We start from the raw sequence: 15071 nt of genomic DNA on the forward strand, positions 1-15071 counted from the left end.
CCGCCGCTCTCGCCGAGTGGCGCGGTCTCTGCGCGGCATAAGGGACAGCGTCACTGTCCAAGCTGAGACGAGTTAGAATTCCTCTGCCAGCACCCAGCCGTGCGGTCCTCGACGTCATAAACGCCTGCGGCGGGCGCGGCCACATTCCCACGCAACGCGATCGCAGGGTGCAGCGCTCGGTCGACCGTGCCCTCTACCGCAAGCGCAACCTCGTCGAGCGGTTCTTCAACAAGCTCAAGAATTACCGCAAGATCGCCACGCGATACGAGAAGACCGCCCGCAACTACCTTGCGGCTATCCTCATCGCCTGCTCAAGATTGTGGCTGCGCCATTATGAGTCCGCGTCCTAGTCCGCAGTGAGCGGTTAATCTTCGCTTTGTGAAAATCGTCAGCTAAGCGTCTGGGTAGCTGTCACCGGCTGTCCCTCCGTGCCGGCATAGGGTGCGATCATTCAATAATTCGCGCCCGCCACGAGGGCGTTCTCCCCGCCGCCCGCACCGCGGCCGTTCAGTTGGCGCCGATCACCAGCGTATAGGGATCGGGCGAGCGGGCGTCCGACGATCCGTCGCGAACTTCCAGCACATAGCGTCCCGGACCCGGCAGTTCGATATCTGTTACGAAGGCGGCGCCGTGATACGGCGCGCTGTGCCAGCCGAGGACCTGGCCGCCTCCGGTGTCGAGCACCCGAAACGCCATGTTCAGGTTTGCCGGCGCCTGCGAAAAAGACACCCGCAGCTCGGTACTGGCCGCCGAGAAGGCATAGTGATCGCGGTCGCCTCGCGGCAGGATGGTGCCCTGCACCGGCACGCCCATCGCCAGCGGCGTCGCATCGCCCAACGCGTCGTTCGGCTCCGCCGTGCTGTCGGCGGCGGCCTTCAGGCCGGTCGTGAAGACGTATTCCTCGACCGAGCGGGCGTCTGACGACCCGTCGCGTATCTCCAGCACATAGGTCCCCCGCGCCGCCAGATCGACCCAGAAGGCGCCGGTCTTGCCGTGATCGTCGACCCCCTGCCAGCCCCAGACCTGGCCGCCGTCGACGTCCTTGACGCGGAACGCCATGTTTAGGTTATCCGGCGTGGCGGAGAAATCGACCATCAACTCGCCCCTGTCCGGCACGTCCAGCCGGTAATGGTCGTAATCGCCGCGCGGCAGGATCGCCGCCGCCACCCGTTCTCCCAGGGAGATCGGCGTAGCGGTCGTGTGATCGTCGTTGGGCTCGGCCGGGTCCGGCGTCGCCACGAACCTCGCCGTCAGGCTGTAGGGCTCGGGCGAGCGGGCGTCGCTGGAGCCGTCGCGCACCTCGATCACGTAGTCGCCCGGCGCCTTCAGGTCCGCCGAGGCGCGGAAGGTCTCGCCGTGATCGGTCGCACCCTGCCAGCCCCAGACCTGGCCGCCGTCCACGTCCTTGACGCGGAACGCCATGTTCAGATTCGCCGGCGATGCGGAGAAATCGACCGTCAGCTCGCCCTGATGCGGCGCCGTGACGCGGTAGTGGTCGTAATCGCCGCGCGGCAGGATGTTGGCCTGTTGCACGATGTCGAAGGCCAACGGCGTCGCGGTAGTGTGGTCGTCGTTGGGCTCGGCCGGATCGGCGGTGGGCCGGAACGAGATCACCATGCCGTAGGGATCTGGAGAGCGCGCGTCGCTGGAGCCGTCGCGCACCTCGACGATGTAGACACCCGGCGTCTTCAGATCGGCCCAGGCGTGGAAGGTCTCGCCGTGATCCGCGGCACCCTGCCAGCCCCAGACCTGGCCGCCGGTCTCGTTCTTGACGCGGAACGCCATGTTCAACTCGTCCGGCGACTCGTTGAAGTAGACCGTCAATTCGCCCTGCTGCGCGATCTCGACCCGGTAGTGATCGTAATCGCCCCGGGGCAGGATGTTGGCCCAGACCTGGGCGCCGAATTCCACCGGCGTCGCGGCGGTGTAGTCGTTGTTGGGCTCGCCGCCGTCGAATGCGGGGTTCAGCGAGGCAACCATCTCGTATGGCACCGCCGAGCGCGCGTCGCTGGACCCGTCGCGCACCTCGATGATGTAGGTGCCCGGCGCCGGCAGATCGGCGGTGGCGGTAGAGGCCGCGCCCGTGGAGTTGGCGCCCTGCCAGCCCCAGACCTGGCCGCCGGCGGCATTCTTGATGCGGAACGCCATGTTCAGTTCCGGCGGCGCCTTGGTGAATTGCAACGTCAGTTGCCCCATGCGATCCGCCACGACCCGGTAGTGATCGAAATCCCCGCGCGGCAGGATGTTGGCTCGTGTCGCGGCGTTCCAGGCCAACGGCGTCGCCGTGTCGTAGGCGTCGTTTGGCTCGGCGCCGTCGGCGGTGGGGATGAAGCTGGTGAGCATCGTGTAGGGCTGATCCGAGGCCGCGTTGCTGGAGCCGTCGCGCACCTCTATGACGTAATCGCCGGGCACCTTCAGGTCGACCCAGGCGGAAAAGGCCGCGCCCTGGGCCTCGGCGCCTTGCCAGCCCCAGACCTGACCGCCGTCGGCATCCTTGACCCGGAAGGCGATGTTGATCCCCGGCGGCACCGTGGGGAAGCGGACCGTCAATTCGCCCTGGTGCGCCACCGACACAGCGTAATGGTCGTAATCGCCGCGTGGCGTGATGGTGCCGCTGACGGTGCCGCCCAGGGTCACCGGCGTCGCCGTGGTGTGGTCGTTGTTGGGCTCGGTCTCGCCGGCGCCGGTGCGCACGTTGGTGATCGGCGGCGGCGAGGGCGGCGCCGGCACCACGGGGGCGCCCACCACGGTCGGCGGGCTGTCCTGCGGCGTCAGCTGTCCCGGCACGCTTGGCACGCCCGGCACCGGGCCGATGCCGACGACGGCGCCGTCGGGCCTGCCGGGGCCGTCCGGCAGATCCAACTCGTTGCCGTCGCCGTCGGCGGTGACATCCGACACGAGCGGGCATTCGAAGGTGAAGTTCCACTGGGTGCCCGTGGTGCCTTCGCAATTCGGCACCACCTTCACGGTGGCGATGCGGGCGCCCGGCGGCACGTCGAATTCGAAGGTGCCCGCGCCGCCGACACAGCCGGTGGTCTTGCTCACCCCGCCGACCGTGACATCCATCTGGTCCTTTACCGTGAACATCTCCCAGGTGAAGCCCGCCTTGCCGGTGAAACCGCCCAGGTCGACCTCGACCCCGCCGCCCTCGTCGCCGCCGGCATCGACGGCCGAGTTGCACGCGGCGACGGGCTCGCCCTCTTCGACGGTGGCGATCAGCCGGTACTTGGGCAGCGGCACGTAAATGTCGGATTCCGCTTCAAAATAGAACTCGATGATGTCCTCGCCGCCGACCTCGGCGTCCTGGCGAACCGAGAATTCGGCGGTGATCTCGGCCTCCTCGCCCGGTTCGAGGTCAATGTCCTGCGGCTCTATGCGGTCGAGCGTCAGGTATTGCAGCGGCAGTTCGGGGCGCAGGTTCAGCCCCTTAACCGGAAACGCGGTGGTGTTCTCCACGCGAAACACCACCGCGTTGCCCTGGGTGCCGGCCTCGAAACTTTCGTGCATCTCGACGAAATCCATCTCGGGCAGGTCCACCGGCGGCGGCAGCGGCGCCTCCGCCCCGACGAAATCCACAATCACGTCGTACCGCGCCGCGCGGACATGAGAGCCCATCTCTACGAACAGCGTCACCGCCTCGCCCGAGCCGACGGGCGCGTCGCCGCGAATGTCGAAGGTAACCACGAAATCCTGGATGGCGCCCGGCGCCACAGTGGCGACGGGCGGCGCAATATCGGTGATCGCCACGTATTGCAGCGGCAGCTGCGGCCGCGCTGAGACCTCGGGCGAGGGCTCTGTACTGAGATTCTGCACCCGCAGCAGCACCCGGTTTCCGGTCGATCCCGGAACGAAATTGCCGCGCAGGCGAAAGACGTCGATCCCCTCTTGCGGCATCGCCGGGATCGGCCAGGCGAGCAGTAGAAGCATTGCCGCCAGGCGCAGAAATCGCGGGGCCGTCATGGCTGGTTCCCCTGCATGATCTCGGCGAGAAGCGCGGCGAAATAGGGATCGCAGCTTTGCCGGTAGAATTCCATCACGTTGTCGAGCGCCGCCAGACCCAGGTTCTCCTTGACGTGCCGCAGCGGTTCCAGCCCGAAAAAGCCCCAGCGAAAGAACGTGTCGCTGGGCTTGTCGGATTCGATGACCATCCAGACCACGACCGGGTTCTCGATTGTGTCGAGCTTCGCCGCAACGGGTGCCCCCACTACTGCCCGGCGGCATTTGTCCGCCGTGGCCAGCGCGTCGCCGTCGATCAGCGCATCGGGGTTTAGAACGTCGCCCTCACCCTTGTCGGCGGCAACATGGACCCGGATCGTGTGGCCTGGCGACAGGTAATCGCCGCCGGGCTTTGCACCGGGCACGGTGGCGCCCGTTTCGGGCTCGACCAGCGGATCGAGCGGCGGGTTCCACTGGCCGCCCCAGCGCCAGTGAAGATGCGTGCAATCGAAGGCGAAGGACCGACAGCCCGGCACCACGACGGTGCGCCGGCCGGGCGTGGGATAGGCGGGGTGGATGTTGTCGAAATCGGCCTCGACGCCGCCGATTAGCCCGTCGAACGAGGTTTCGGTCTGCAGGATCGGATGCAGGCCGGCCCCCGACCAGGCGCCTTGCAGCGCCCAGTTCGGATCCTTGATCAGCACCAGCGCCGCCTGGCCATAGTCGATCCGGTAATATGCCCGGACAGAGGTCAGGATCGCCGCCTGTGGATCTTCGGGCACCTCAGCGAACCAGGAGTATTCCAGGACCGGGACCCAGCGCGCGCAATTGCGTGCAAAGGCGCTTTCGCCGACGCCCGGCCTCCCTGCGCAGGGCCGGTCCACGACGCCGTATTTCGTGCGGTACTCGACGCGGAAGTCGCCGCGAATATCGCGTTCGCGGAACTCGCGTTCATAGGCGAAGGTGTACATTTGGCTCTGGGCGTCCCAGCCGTCGGCCACGATCCGGTCGTCGCCGCCGCAGAACCGCACATAGCGTGTCGTTTGATCGCGGATGGTCTCAAATGTCAGTTCTAGGAAGGCGACGTGGAAAGAGTCCAGAAAATGCTCTCCCGCCGCGGTGATGTCGCGGTAAATCAGCCCGCGGTGGTGTTCGATGGCCATGCGGTGACGCCACGGGCCAAAGCCAGTCTCGCCGGCCAGCGGGATCGGGTCGACCGCCGGGTGGACGCAGGTGTCGGGGATCGGTCTTACCTCGGCGGCGGCCGGTGCCGTTCCGGCCCACGTCATCGCCAACGCCAGCGCCGTCGCCAGCATATTGTGCAACCTGGTCATCCGCCGATCCCCTCCTTCGCCGGGTTCACTAGTCTTCGGGCGGCGCCCCCTTGATAACCTTCGTCGGCGCCACGGCAAGCCCGGCGCCGCAGCCGCAGGTCGGGACGTGCGGCAACAGTCGGTCCAGCGCAGTTTCGCGCAGCGCCGCCATCTGGATGCGAATCTGCAATTCGTCCGACATGGTCTGGTAGTTGTCGAGCGCGCCATAGCCGGCGTTGGACAAGATGGCCACTGCCTGCGCCATGCTGCCACCGCCGATGGCGAAGAAGCCGAACAGCACGTTGATCACCGTGCCTTCGAGGAACGACCGCGCCACGCCACGATCGAGCGCCGCGATCTGCGCGCGTTCCAGCGTTTCGAGATCCACCAGGAGCCCTCGCAGATACGCCGAATAGCGCGCCGCGTTCTTGCCTTCCATTGCCCGCAGCTTGGCGAGTTCCGCGTTCAGCATCGCGGTCGCCTGCGGTCCGGATAGGATGTTGAGAATGGTCGAGTCCGGCGGCACCAGCTTGATCGACAACAGGTAACCCAAAAGCGTGTGATATTCGCCATTGTCGCCGAACACCGCCTGGATCGCCGCCGGCGCCTCGTGGATCCGGGTGTCCAGCACGCAGGCGCACCCATGCGCGGCGACATCCATCACCATCTGCTTGCGCAAAAGGTCCAGCAGCTTGTCGGGCGAGGCGCTGTTGGCTGCAACGGCCTGCGCGATACCCGCCGAGATCGCCGACTCCGACACCAGGTCGCGCAGGTCGCCGTCGCTGACGCCTTGCGCGATCCGCCCCGCAAGCCCGTCGCCCAGCAACGTATCGTAGCGCGTCGCGAGGTCCAGAACGTCGCGGCGTGTCAGCACCGTCCGCTCTGTCGCCTCTTCCAGATAGACCGAATTCAGCGCCTCTATCCCGGCGCGCTTGGCCGGAAGCACATGCTTGATCCCGGTGCCGATCGCCGCCGCCGACAGATCGACCAGGATCGCCCTCGGGATCGAGCTTAGCGCCAGGCTGAGCCGGTCGTTTTCCAGCGTCAGGATCTGCAGTTGAGCCAGGTCGCGCGCGAAGCCCTCGGCATAGCGAAAGTAGGCCTGGCCGCGCAGACCGGCGATATGAGCGGATTCGGCGGCGACGAAGTCACGGTAGATCTCGGGCTTGGCCAGGTTGAAGATGTTGAAGCTGTCGAACAGGCCGCGGTTGTCGAACTCGATCATCGAGGCGATGACCCAGCCCATGCTGGTGCGGTAGCGGCCGCGCGGCACTGTCATCAGCGGATGCGGGGCGCCGACATATTGCCCGGGCGGCTTAACCTCGGCCGCGCCGCCGCCGGCGGCTACAAGCAGTATCGTCGCGAAAAGCAGAACCCTGCGGAAAGCGCGCCGTCCCATTCCGACCCCTCCGACACTCAAGATACACCAGCGTCATGATTCTGAGAACCGTCGTCCCGCACAGCAAGGTGTCGCTCGGACGACGCTGCCCCGACAAGGTGCAGAGCTTTGCCGCCGGCGGGCGCGGGAGGCGGGCAATGGGAACCAAGGTGACGGTACTGGGCGCGGGCATCGTGCCGGAGCAAGAGTTCGAGGCGATCCTGGCGCGCGCCGCTGCTCTCGCCGAGTGGCGCGGTCTCTGCGCGGCATAAGGGACAGCCATCCTACCCTCGCGTGAACTGGGTCGAGTTCGTCTACCAGCACCCATGAGCCGACTGGACCCTCGCGCGCATATTCCGCCCGACTGGGTCGCCCGCGCCATTGCCTGGCTGGCCGGTCCCGAGGCAGACCCCCACCGCGGCGCCGATTTCTCCCTCAAGACAGCGGAAGGGCGCGCCGCTGTCGGGCTCGCGAAGGTGGATTCATTGCACGAAGGCCGCCAGCAGGAACCGGCCGCCTGTCTTTTTGAAGGCGGCTCTTGCATTTTCCCATGCGCAGCAGCGGGTGGGTTTACCTGCCTACCCGCCAAGTCCAGTGCGCGACACTCCATAGCCCCCAAGAGCGACGATCAGCAGCCCGACGCCGATCATCAAGGTCCGCCGCGGTGCGAAACGGACGATGAGTGCGGCGAAAGGCGCTGCGGGGACACCACCGACGACCAGCGCCAGTGCCGCCCATCCAAACTCCTGCCAGCTCAGGTGTCCCGCGAAAGTGACGGCGATGGCTGTGGTGACGAAGAACTCGGCCGCAATCGCCGACCCGATCATGTGGCGCGCGGAGTTGCCGCATGCGACCAGCGTTCCCGACACGATCGGCCCCCAACCGCCGCCGCCAATGGCATCGAGGAACCCGCCGATCCCGCCGAGTGGCAAGAGATCGCGTGGCGGGCGGATGCCGGGCAGGTTGCGGAATGCCTTCCACAGGATCACGCCCCCCATCAAGGCGAGATAGGCCGAGACGAAGGGTCGAAGCATGTCGCCGGCTCCACTCGCCAGAAGGGTCGCACCGGCAATCCCTCCGAGAACTCCGGCGATGGCGAGCGGCCGAACGAGCTTCCAGTCGACATTGCGCGCTACGTGATGCGAGCCGGCGCTGACCGCTGTCGTCGCGGTCTCGGCGAGGTGGACCGCGGCGCTCGCCGCGGCTGGTGAGTATCCCAGCGTGAGCAGAAGCGAGGTCGACGTGAGCCCGTAAGCCATGCCGAGTGCGCCGTCGACCATCTGCGCCGCGAAACCGACAGTCGCGATTTGCCAGAAGTCCTCGATCATGGCCTGCTCACCCGCGCCCCAGTTGCTGCATTACGCGGCTTTTTTCATCACTCGGCTTGCAACATGCGGTTTTGTCGGACGCGGCGTGATGTTGTCCGGGTTAGCCCGTGATGCTGCATTTGCTTTGAGAATTGCTCGGAACACGACAACCGTTGCGATCGTTGCGGCGAGACTGGTCAGGTCCGCGCTGGCTGAAAGGATCGCACCAAGCGTGATACCTTCGGAAATCGCGCCCCACAGGCCGGTCAGCGATGCGGCGAGCGCGAGCGGGAACAGACCGGTCAGTAGCGACAGCAGAATTGATGCGAGCCACTCGGCTCGAAGCCAGCTATCGCGTGGAGCCAGGACGTTGCACGCATAAATGAGACAGATGAGCCCCAGCGAGGCAAGGCTTGAGAACAGGGCGGCAGCGTGGATCATTGTGATGTAGCCTTTCGGGATGCGCCGGCAAAAGGCCGGGCATGTGAGTGATGTCAGGCAATGGGTTTGAGCGTGGCACCGGACGTTCCGTCCGAACCGCGGCGACGACGCCAATCGCCCAGGATCAGCAGGATGGGCGCCGCGACAAAGATCGACGACAAGGCCGCGACGAGGATCCCGAAGACCATGGGGATCGCGAAGCTCTGGACGGCGGCGCCGCCCCAGATCGCCATGGGGAGCATGGCAAGCAACGCCGTGCCGGAGGTATAGAGCGAGCGCGCGAGCGTCTGGTTGATCGACAGGTCGATCAGAGCGCGCAACGGCATGTCCGGGTGACCGGCGGTGTTCTCGCGCATCCGGTCGTAGACCACGACCTTGTCGTTGACCGAGTAGCCGATCAGCGTCAGCAGCGCGGCGATGGCGGTCAGCCCGAAATCCAGCCCCGTGAGCGCCAGAAATCCGACGACCTTCGTGACGTCGAGCACCAGCGTCGCGATGGCACCCACCGCATAGGGCCAGTCGAACCGCGCCCAGATATAGACCAGCATGGCGAGGCTCGCCGCTGCGACGGCGATGAGACCTGCGACGGCCAGTTCGGCACTGACGCGGGGGCCAACGATTTCGACGCGGTCGATCTCGGAGGCAGGGGAAACCTCGGTCAAGACGCTGCGCACGGCTTCGGCCGCCGCTGTCTGCGCGGCTTCGCCGCCGGGTTGCTCCTCGACCCGGATCAGAACCGAACGGCCGCCATCGCTCTCCTGCAGCGAGACCTCGCCGAGGGTCAGGCCCTCGACGCCGGCGCGCAAGGCCGCGAGGTCGGCGGGCGCATCGCTGCGCGCCTCGATCAGCACGCCGCCGCGGAAGTCGACGCCGTAGTTTAGCCCTGGCGCGATGAAGAGTCCGATCGAGGCCACCGAGAGGACTAGCGACACTGCAAGCCCAGCAACCCGTGCGCGCATGAAACGGAAGGACGGGGCGGTTTTCGGCGCAAGAAACCGAAACAGCGAGCGAATCTCGAACGTCTTCGGCTTCCGGGTGCGCAGGTGAATGTCCATCGCCGCCCGCACGACGGCGACGGCGGTGAACAGCGAGATCGCGATGCCGAGGCCCATCGTTAGCGCGAAGCCGCGCACCGGGCCGGAGCCGAGCCAGAACAGCAGCGCCGTCGCGATCAGCGTCGTGAGGTTTGAATCGAGGATGGCGCGGTAGGCGCGGTCGAAGCCGGCCTGCACGGCCGATGCGGCCCTCTTGCCAGCGCGTGTTTCCTCGCGGATGCGTTCATTGATCAGGACGTTGGCATCCACAGCCAGACCCATACCGAGGATCAGGCCCGCGATGCCGAGCAGCGTCAGGGTCGCGCCGAGAAGGACGAGTGCCGCCACGGTCAGGGCGATGTTGATCAGCAATGCAACGGTCGCGACCGCGCCCCAGCCCCCGTAGAGCGCGACCATCATCGCCGCGATCAGGGCAAAGCCCGCAAGCCCGGTCCAGAGCCCCATGGCGATGGCGTCGGCGCCCAGATCGGCGCCCACCGTGCGTTCCTCGATGATCTCGAGCGGCACGGGGAGCGCGCCGGCACGCAGGAGGGCGGCCAGCGTCGTCGTCTCCTCGACCGTGAAGGCGCCGCAGATGACGCCGGAGCCGCCTAGGATCGGTTCCAGGATGACGGGCGCCGAGATGACCTCGCCGTCGAGCACGATCGCGAACCTCTGTCCGACCAGTTCCCGGGTGAGGTCTCCGAAGATCCGCGCGCCCTCGTTGTCGAAGCGGAACTGGACGACCGGCGCGCCGGTCTCCGGGTCGAAGGCCGCGCTGGCGTCGGCCAGCCGTTCGCCGTCGAGCGCCGGGCGCGCGACGACGGATAACTCCGCGCCCCTCGCTTCGGGCAGGGTAAGCGCGCCCTCGGTCTCTGTGGGGACGACCCTGTGGAATGTCAGCTCGGCCGTGGCCCCAAGCAGGGCGCGCAGGCCTGCCGGGTCCTCGATCCCGGGCATCTGGACCAGAATTCGATCCCGCCCCATCGACTGGATCGATGGCTCGGCCACACCGGCTTCGTCGATCCGGTTGCGAATGACCTCGATGCTGCGCGCAACCGCGTCCTCCTGCACAAGCGCGACAGCGGCAGGGCGCAGCGTGGCGACAACACTGTTTTCGCCCATGGCGAGCGAGTAGGCCGGTTCGGCTTGGCTCAGAGGACCGCCGCCGACCTCCGGCAGGTGCTGGCGCGCGAGGGTCATCACGGCCTCCGGCGTCATGCCGTCTGGAATAGCAATGGTCAGTCCGTTGCCGTCATCCGCCGCTCGGGTCGTCAGGCCTGGCTCCGCATCCGTCAGGGCCGTCGCGAAATCGGACATGATCCCCGTGCGGATCTCCGCCTCGTCGGCCCGCAGCGTCAGCGAAGCGCCGCCCCGCAGATCGAAGCCAAGTGACACGGGCGCGGTCGGCCAGGACCGCGCAAGGTCTCGCGGCAGAAAGGTGGGAGCCGCGACCGCGAGACCGGTCAGAATGACCAGCAGGTACAGCGCAAAACGCCAGAGGGGCAGCTTCAAGACCGAAGTCTCCAGACCCGGAAGCGCCGGGTGCGCCTCGCCGATCATCGAAGCGACATTGGCGCGGTGGTGGCACGGTCCGCCGGACCTGTTCTGCGACTGGCGTGTTGAAGATCAGAATTCAAAAGGTCGCCTACAAGAGGCGTTCTGAAAAAAGAATTCCCTTCCGATCCATTGAAAAGAATTCGGCGATCTCCAATTCCTGATCGCGGCCCGGGCCCCTCTGACGACGGAAGACCTTCGTGATGTCGGACCGTGCCTCTCCGCCCGGTGTCGCTGACGCATCGACGTGCCCGTGACCGCCCAGGCGTGATGTGCCGAAGGCTTACGATCATGCCATTTCTGCTTTTGTTGGCGCTCGGCGCGGCTCCGGCGATCCCGCTGCCGATCGCTGCTGGCGTCTGGTGCTCAAATGACGCTTGATCGCTCTCTTGGTGCGGCGTCTGCCGCCACACCGCGCCGCCTCTCGGGTGTCCTTCGGGATCTCGAGAGCGGGCTTGGACCGCGCATCGCGTTGGGCGACCTGGTGTCCGGGCTTCGCGACCGGAGCTTCGCGCCGCTCATGGTGCTCTTCGCGGTGCCGAACGTTTTCCTCTATATTCCGGGCTCTTCGGTCATCACCGGCCTGCCGCTCATGATCCTCGCGCTGCAGCTGGTTGCAGGCCGGTCCTCCGTCTGGCTGCCGCGTGCCTTGAGCGACCGCTCCGTCGACCGGGCCAGTTTCGCGCGGATCGTCCACTACTCGTTGCCATGGGTCGAACGCATCGAACGGCTGGCGCGGCCACGGCTCTGGCCTGGTGCTACTGCGAGCGTCGACCGTCTCATCGGCGTTGCCTGTCTCGTGATGGCGCTCCTGCTGTTCCTGCCGATCCCTTTCGCCAACGGCGTCCCCGCACTGGCGATCATCGCGCTCGGACTGGCCCTGAGCGAACGGGACGGGGTCTGGCTCATTCTTGGCTGCCTCGGATCGGTTTTCGCCGTCGTCTTCGTTGCGGCGATCATCGGCGGCGGTGCATTCGCCGTTGCTCGGATCTTCTGATGGGCAAGGCAGCGGCCAATTCTAGCTCGAACACCATGAATGAAGCGTCTCAAAGCGAGAATGGGCCTGCGCTGGCCCTGACCATCGGCCAGGTCGTGTGGTGAAGATGGGTTTGCAGGCCGCAGCCCAAACCCGGACCGCCCATCTGTTAGGGTCTTAACAAAAAACGCTAGGAGTCTGAAAGTGTTGGAAATATGGTTGCCGCTTGTTGGCGGCCTCGTGTTGCTGATCGCTGGCGGCGAACTGCTCGTTCGCGGCGCCGTGCAGGTCGCCACCGGACTGGGTGTTTCGCCGCTGGTCATCGGGCTGACCCTGGTCGGCTTCGGCACCTCGACGCCCGAGCTTGTGACCTCGGTGCAGGCCGCGCTCTCGGATGCGCCTGGGATCGCCTATGGCAACATCGTGGGCTCCAACATCGCCAACATTCTGCTGATCGCGGGCATCGCGGCCCTCCTCAGCCCGATCATCGTGGCGTCATCGGCGCTCAAGCGCGACGGGTTGGTGATGTTTGCCGTGGCTGTGGCCTTCGCGGCAGCCGCCGCCGTCATGCCCATGGGGCGGGCCGTTGGAGCGGTCTTCGTCGCGGCCCTCGTCGGATACATCTTTCTCGCATTCCGTCAGGAACGTGCCGCCACCCCGGATCATGGAGCGGTCTACGACAAGAGCCTTGCCCTGCAGGAGGTGGATCCCGCGCTCGCCCCACCTGCGCCGCCGCAAACGTCGCTTCTCGTCTCAGCCCTGATCGCCATCGCCGGACTGGTGCTCGTGGTGTTCGGCGGCAAGTTCCTCGTCGACGGGGCCGTTTCGCTCGCCCGCGGCTTCGGCATTTCCGAGACGGTGATCGGGCTGACCATCGTCGCCGTCGGCACCTCGATGCCGGAGCTTGTCACCTCGATCGTCGCCGGGTTGAAAAAGCAGGGCGACGTGGCCTTCGGCAACATCGTCGGCTCGAACATCTACAACATCCTCGGGATCGGAGGCTTCACCGCGCTGATCGCGCCGGGCGTGGTGCCGGCCGAGATCGTGAGCTTCGACAACCTCGTGATGATCGGCGTCTCGCTGGCGCTCGTGGCCTTCGCCTGGACGGGTTTGCGGATCGCGCGATGGGAGGGCGCAGTCCTGCTCGCCGGCTACGTCGTCTATGTGTGGGCGATCTGGCCGTAAGTCCCGGATGGCGGCGGCGGACTCAGGCCGCCGCCTTCTGCACCAGAAGCTTGTCGATGCGCCGACCGTCCATGTCGACCACCTCGACCCCCCAGCCTTGCAGGTCGATGCGCTGCCCCACTTCCGGCAACTGGCCCACTTCGTCGAGGACAAGCCCTGCTACCGTCTCGTAATCGCGGTCTTCGTCGATCTCTAGCGAAAGCAGATCGGCGAACTCGTCGACCGGCATCCAGCCGGCGATCAGGTAGGATCCGTCGGCCCTTGTCACCACCTTGGGTTCGTCGGTGCCGTGTTCGGGGAACTCGCCCGCGATCGCCTCCAGCACGTCCATGGGCGTGACGATGCCCTGGAAGTGCCCGTATTCGTCGTAGACCAGCACCATATGCGCCGGCGCCGTCCGCAGCCTGTCGACGACTTCGAGCGCATCCTGTCCGTCGCGCACCACAGGGGCCTCGCGCAAGAGCGCGCGGAGATCGAACGGCGCGTCCGGCACCGCCGGCCCCAGCAGATCGCGGGTCGTCAGCACGCCGACGATGTTGTCGACGTCGTCCTCCCAGACCGGCAGGCGGGACCGGCCGATGTCGCGCGCCTGTCGCAGAACCTCCGCCTTGTCGGTGTCTATGTCCAACACCGCCACCTCGTGCCGGGGCGTCATCAGCCCGCGCGCAGTGCGGTCTGCGACCCGCATGACGCCCGCGATCATCTGGCTTTCGGCCTGTTCCATGGCGCCCGCGCTTGTCGCCTCCGCCACGATCAGCCGAACTTCCTCGTCGCTCACGCCGGTGCCTTGCGTCTTCGATTGTCCAAGCAGGGCAAGGACAAGTTTGCCGGACCGGTCGAGCACCCAGACGAGCGGCGCCGCGACGCGGGCGATGGTAGCCATCATCGGGGCGACGCGCGCGGCGACGGCTTCGGGCGCACGCAGGGCGATCTGCTTCGGCACCAGCTCGCCCACGATGAGCGAGAGATAGGTGATCGCCACCACGACCGATCCGACACCGAGCGTCTGCGCGAGGGCTGGCGAAACGCCCGCCTCCGTCAGGGTCGCCGACAGCCGCGTGCCCAGCGTCGCGCCGGAAAACGCGCCCGCCAGAATGCCGACAAGCGTGATGCCGATCTGGACGCTCGACAGGAAACGGCCGGGATCGGCGGCGAGTCTCAGGGCTGTGGCCGCGCCCCGGCTGCCCTTGTCCGCGATCAGCTTCAGCCGCGCGGGCCGGGCCGAAACGATGGCCAGTTCCGACATGGCCAAGACGCCGTTGATCAGCGTGAGGAGGATGACGATGGCAATCTCGAGATACATGTCTTGGTGCTCTTGCCGGATGGGCCGGCGCTGGTTGCGCTGCAGGGAAAAGTGGGGGGCGCGGGTCTCTTGGGGTTTGCGGGCCCCGATGTCCCGGCTTAGCCCCTGAATATCCGAAAGACGCCCATGAAAGCGTCCCAGAAATCCAGAATGCGGGCAAGGAAATGCTCACGCGCCACGAAAGCGCCGTCCATACCGCCAGTGCCGTGCCGTTCGATCGTGTCGAGAAGGCGCAGGAGCCTGCGACGATGGATGCCCAACCGTGCCTGGACGGGATCGGCGAGGATACCTGCGAAGGCCGCGAAGGTCGCACCGAGCGCGATCAACCCGGTCACCGCCGCAGCAACCAGCCAGGCGGGCGTTTCCGGCGTGAAGAGGCTGTACCAGGTGCCGCCGAGCCTTTCGCCCAGCGGGAAGTCCGCGATGGCGGTCGTGGGAGGTGTCAAAGGAACTCGACTTGAGGCGGGGCAGGGGCGTCGGTAGCTTTCGCCCATGACCCGACCTTGTCCATTCAAGTACTTCAAGACGTCGCGCGAGATCATCCGGCTCGCGGTGATGATGTATGTCCGGTTCCCGCTTTCGCTGCGGAATGTCGAAGACCTGCTGCACGAACGCGGGATCGACGTCAGCCATGAAGCGGT

12 protein-coding genes and 1 pseudogene are annotated in these 15071 nt (G+C 66.5%); 5 read left to right on the forward strand and 8 right to left on the reverse strand.

Annotated elements, in window-relative coordinates; all coding sequences use genetic code 11:
- The first annotated feature begins 83 nt into the window (after positions 1–83).
- Positions 84–350, forward strand: coding sequence for a transposase (locus tag P1J78_RS22020; RefSeq protein WP_374213400.1), 267 nt, complete (start codon positions 84–86; stop codon positions 348–350).
- Between the two features lie 157 nt (positions 351–507).
- Here P1J78_RS22020 and P1J78_RS22025 read toward each other — a convergent pair whose 3' ends face one another.
- The 3 genes from P1J78_RS22025 to P1J78_RS22035 are packed head-to-tail and all read right to left on the reverse strand — an operon-like array spanning position 508 to position 6648.
- The gene (locus P1J78_RS22025) at positions 508–3927 is read right to left on the reverse strand and encodes a hypothetical protein (RefSeq protein WP_275569539.1); all 3420 of its coding nucleotides are present in this window, start codon (positions 3925–3927) and stop codon (positions 508–510) included.
- 29 nt (positions 3928–3956) lie between these two features.
- Complete coding sequence (locus P1J78_RS22030; protein ID WP_275569540.1) at positions 3957–5270, reverse strand: hypothetical protein; 1314 nt, start codon at positions 5268–5270, stop codon at positions 3957–3959.
- A gap of 28 nt (positions 5271–5298) precedes the next feature.
- Positions 5299–6648 (reverse strand): hypothetical protein, encoded by a 1350-nt coding sequence (locus tag P1J78_RS22035; RefSeq protein ID WP_275569541.1) that lies wholly within the window; start codon positions 6646–6648, stop codon positions 5299–5301.
- Positions 6649–6683: 35 nt separating this feature from the next.
- Between P1J78_RS22035 and P1J78_RS22040 the strand changes: the two genes are divergently transcribed.
- Positions 6684–6899, forward strand: a complete 216-nt coding sequence (locus P1J78_RS22040) for a hypothetical protein (RefSeq protein ID WP_275569542.1) — start codon at positions 6684–6686, stop codon at positions 6897–6899.
- 306 nt (positions 6900–7205) lie between these two features.
- Here P1J78_RS22040 and P1J78_RS22045 read toward each other — a convergent pair whose 3' ends face one another.
- Genes P1J78_RS22045 through secD form a run of 3 tightly spaced genes read right to left on the reverse strand, consistent with a single transcriptional unit; the run spans position 7206 to position 10972 of the window.
- Complete coding sequence (locus P1J78_RS22045; protein WP_275569543.1) at positions 7206–7955, reverse strand: sulfite exporter TauE/SafE family protein; 750 nt, start codon at positions 7953–7955, stop codon at positions 7206–7208.
- 30 nt (positions 7956–7985) lie between these two features.
- Positions 7986–8375, reverse strand: coding sequence for a hypothetical protein (locus P1J78_RS22050; RefSeq protein ID WP_275569544.1), 390 nt, complete (start codon positions 8373–8375; stop codon positions 7986–7988).
- Between the two features lie 53 nt (positions 8376–8428).
- Positions 8429–10972 (reverse strand): protein translocase subunit SecD, encoded by a 2544-nt coding sequence (secD, locus tag P1J78_RS22055; RefSeq protein WP_275569545.1) that lies wholly within the window; start codon positions 10970–10972, stop codon positions 8429–8431.
- Positions 10973–11336: 364 nt separating this feature from the next.
- Here secD and P1J78_RS22060 point away from each other — a divergent pair, with 364 nt between their 5' ends.
- Together P1J78_RS22060 and P1J78_RS22065 are read left to right on the forward strand one after the other, a co-directional pair.
- Positions 11337–11963 carry an exopolysaccharide biosynthesis protein gene (locus tag P1J78_RS22060; protein ID WP_275569546.1) on the forward strand — a complete coding sequence of 209 codons (627 nt, stop codon included), beginning with the start codon at positions 11337–11339 and terminating at the stop codon, positions 11961–11963.
- A 183-nt stretch (positions 11964–12146) separates the two neighbouring features.
- A complete protein-coding gene (locus P1J78_RS22065) occupies positions 12147–13127 on the forward strand; it encodes a calcium/sodium antiporter (protein ID WP_275569547.1) in 981 nt (326 codons plus the stop codon).
- A gap of 22 nt (positions 13128–13149) precedes the next feature.
- Here P1J78_RS22065 and P1J78_RS22070 read toward each other — a convergent pair whose 3' ends face one another.
- Entirely contained in the window at positions 13150–14430 is a 1281-nt protein-coding gene (locus P1J78_RS22070) for a hemolysin family protein (RefSeq protein ID WP_275569548.1), read from the reverse strand.
- Between the two features lie 98 nt (positions 14431–14528).
- The gene (locus tag P1J78_RS22075; RefSeq protein ID WP_275569549.1) at positions 14529–14924 is read right to left on the reverse strand and encodes a DUF6635 family protein; all 396 of its coding nucleotides are present in this window, start codon (positions 14922–14924) and stop codon (positions 14529–14531) included.
- Between P1J78_RS22075 and P1J78_RS22080 the strand changes: the two are divergent.
- Positions 14923–15071 (forward strand): annotated as a pseudogene (locus P1J78_RS22080) (IS6 family transposase); the annotation flags it as partial. The gene P1J78_RS22075 and the pseudogene P1J78_RS22080 sit on opposite strands and share 2 nt — an antisense overlap.

The sequence above is a fragment of the Psychromarinibacter sediminicola genome, from assembly GCF_029168335.1.
GTDB classification, from domain to species: domain Bacteria; phylum Pseudomonadota; class Alphaproteobacteria; order Rhodobacterales; family Rhodobacteraceae; genus Psychromarinibacter; species Psychromarinibacter sediminicola.

What these genes read in the sequence shown, in the direction of transcription:
- P1J78_RS22045 (WP_275569543.1), bottom strand. Translation starts at nt 7,955, where the DNA reads ATGATCGAGGACTTCTGGCAAATCGCGACTGTCGGTTTCGCGGCGCAG.
- P1J78_RS22075 (WP_275569549.1), bottom strand. Translation starts at nt 14,924, where the DNA reads ATGGGCGAAAGCTACCGACGCCCCTGCCCCGCCTCAAGTCGAGTTCCT.
- secD (WP_275569545.1), bottom strand. Translation starts at nt 10,972, where the DNA reads ATGATCGGCGAGGCGCACCCGGCGCTTCCGGGTCTGGAGACTTCGGTC.
- P1J78_RS22025 (WP_275569539.1), bottom strand. Translation starts at nt 3,927, where the DNA reads ATGCTTCTACTGCTCGCCTGGCCGATCCCGGCGATGCCGCAAGAGGGG.
- P1J78_RS22040 (WP_275569542.1), top strand. Translation starts at nt 6,684, where the DNA reads ATGATTCTGAGAACCGTCGTCCCGCACAGCAAGGTGTCGCTCGGACGA.
- P1J78_RS22035 (WP_275569541.1), bottom strand. Translation starts at nt 6,648, where the DNA reads ATGGGACGGCGCGCTTTCCGCAGGGTTCTGCTTTTCGCGACGATACTG.
- P1J78_RS22030 (WP_275569540.1), bottom strand. Translation starts at nt 5,270, where the DNA reads ATGACCAGGTTGCACAATATGCTGGCGACGGCGCTGGCGTTGGCGATG.
- P1J78_RS22070 (WP_275569548.1), bottom strand. Translation starts at nt 14,430, where the DNA reads ATGTATCTCGAGATTGCCATCGTCATCCTCCTCACGCTGATCAACGGC.
- P1J78_RS22060 (WP_275569546.1), top strand. Translation starts at nt 11,337, where the DNA reads ATGACGCTTGATCGCTCTCTTGGTGCGGCGTCTGCCGCCACACCGCGC.
- P1J78_RS22050 (WP_275569544.1), bottom strand. Translation starts at nt 8,375, where the DNA reads ATGATCCACGCTGCCGCCCTGTTCTCAAGCCTTGCCTCGCTGGGGCTC.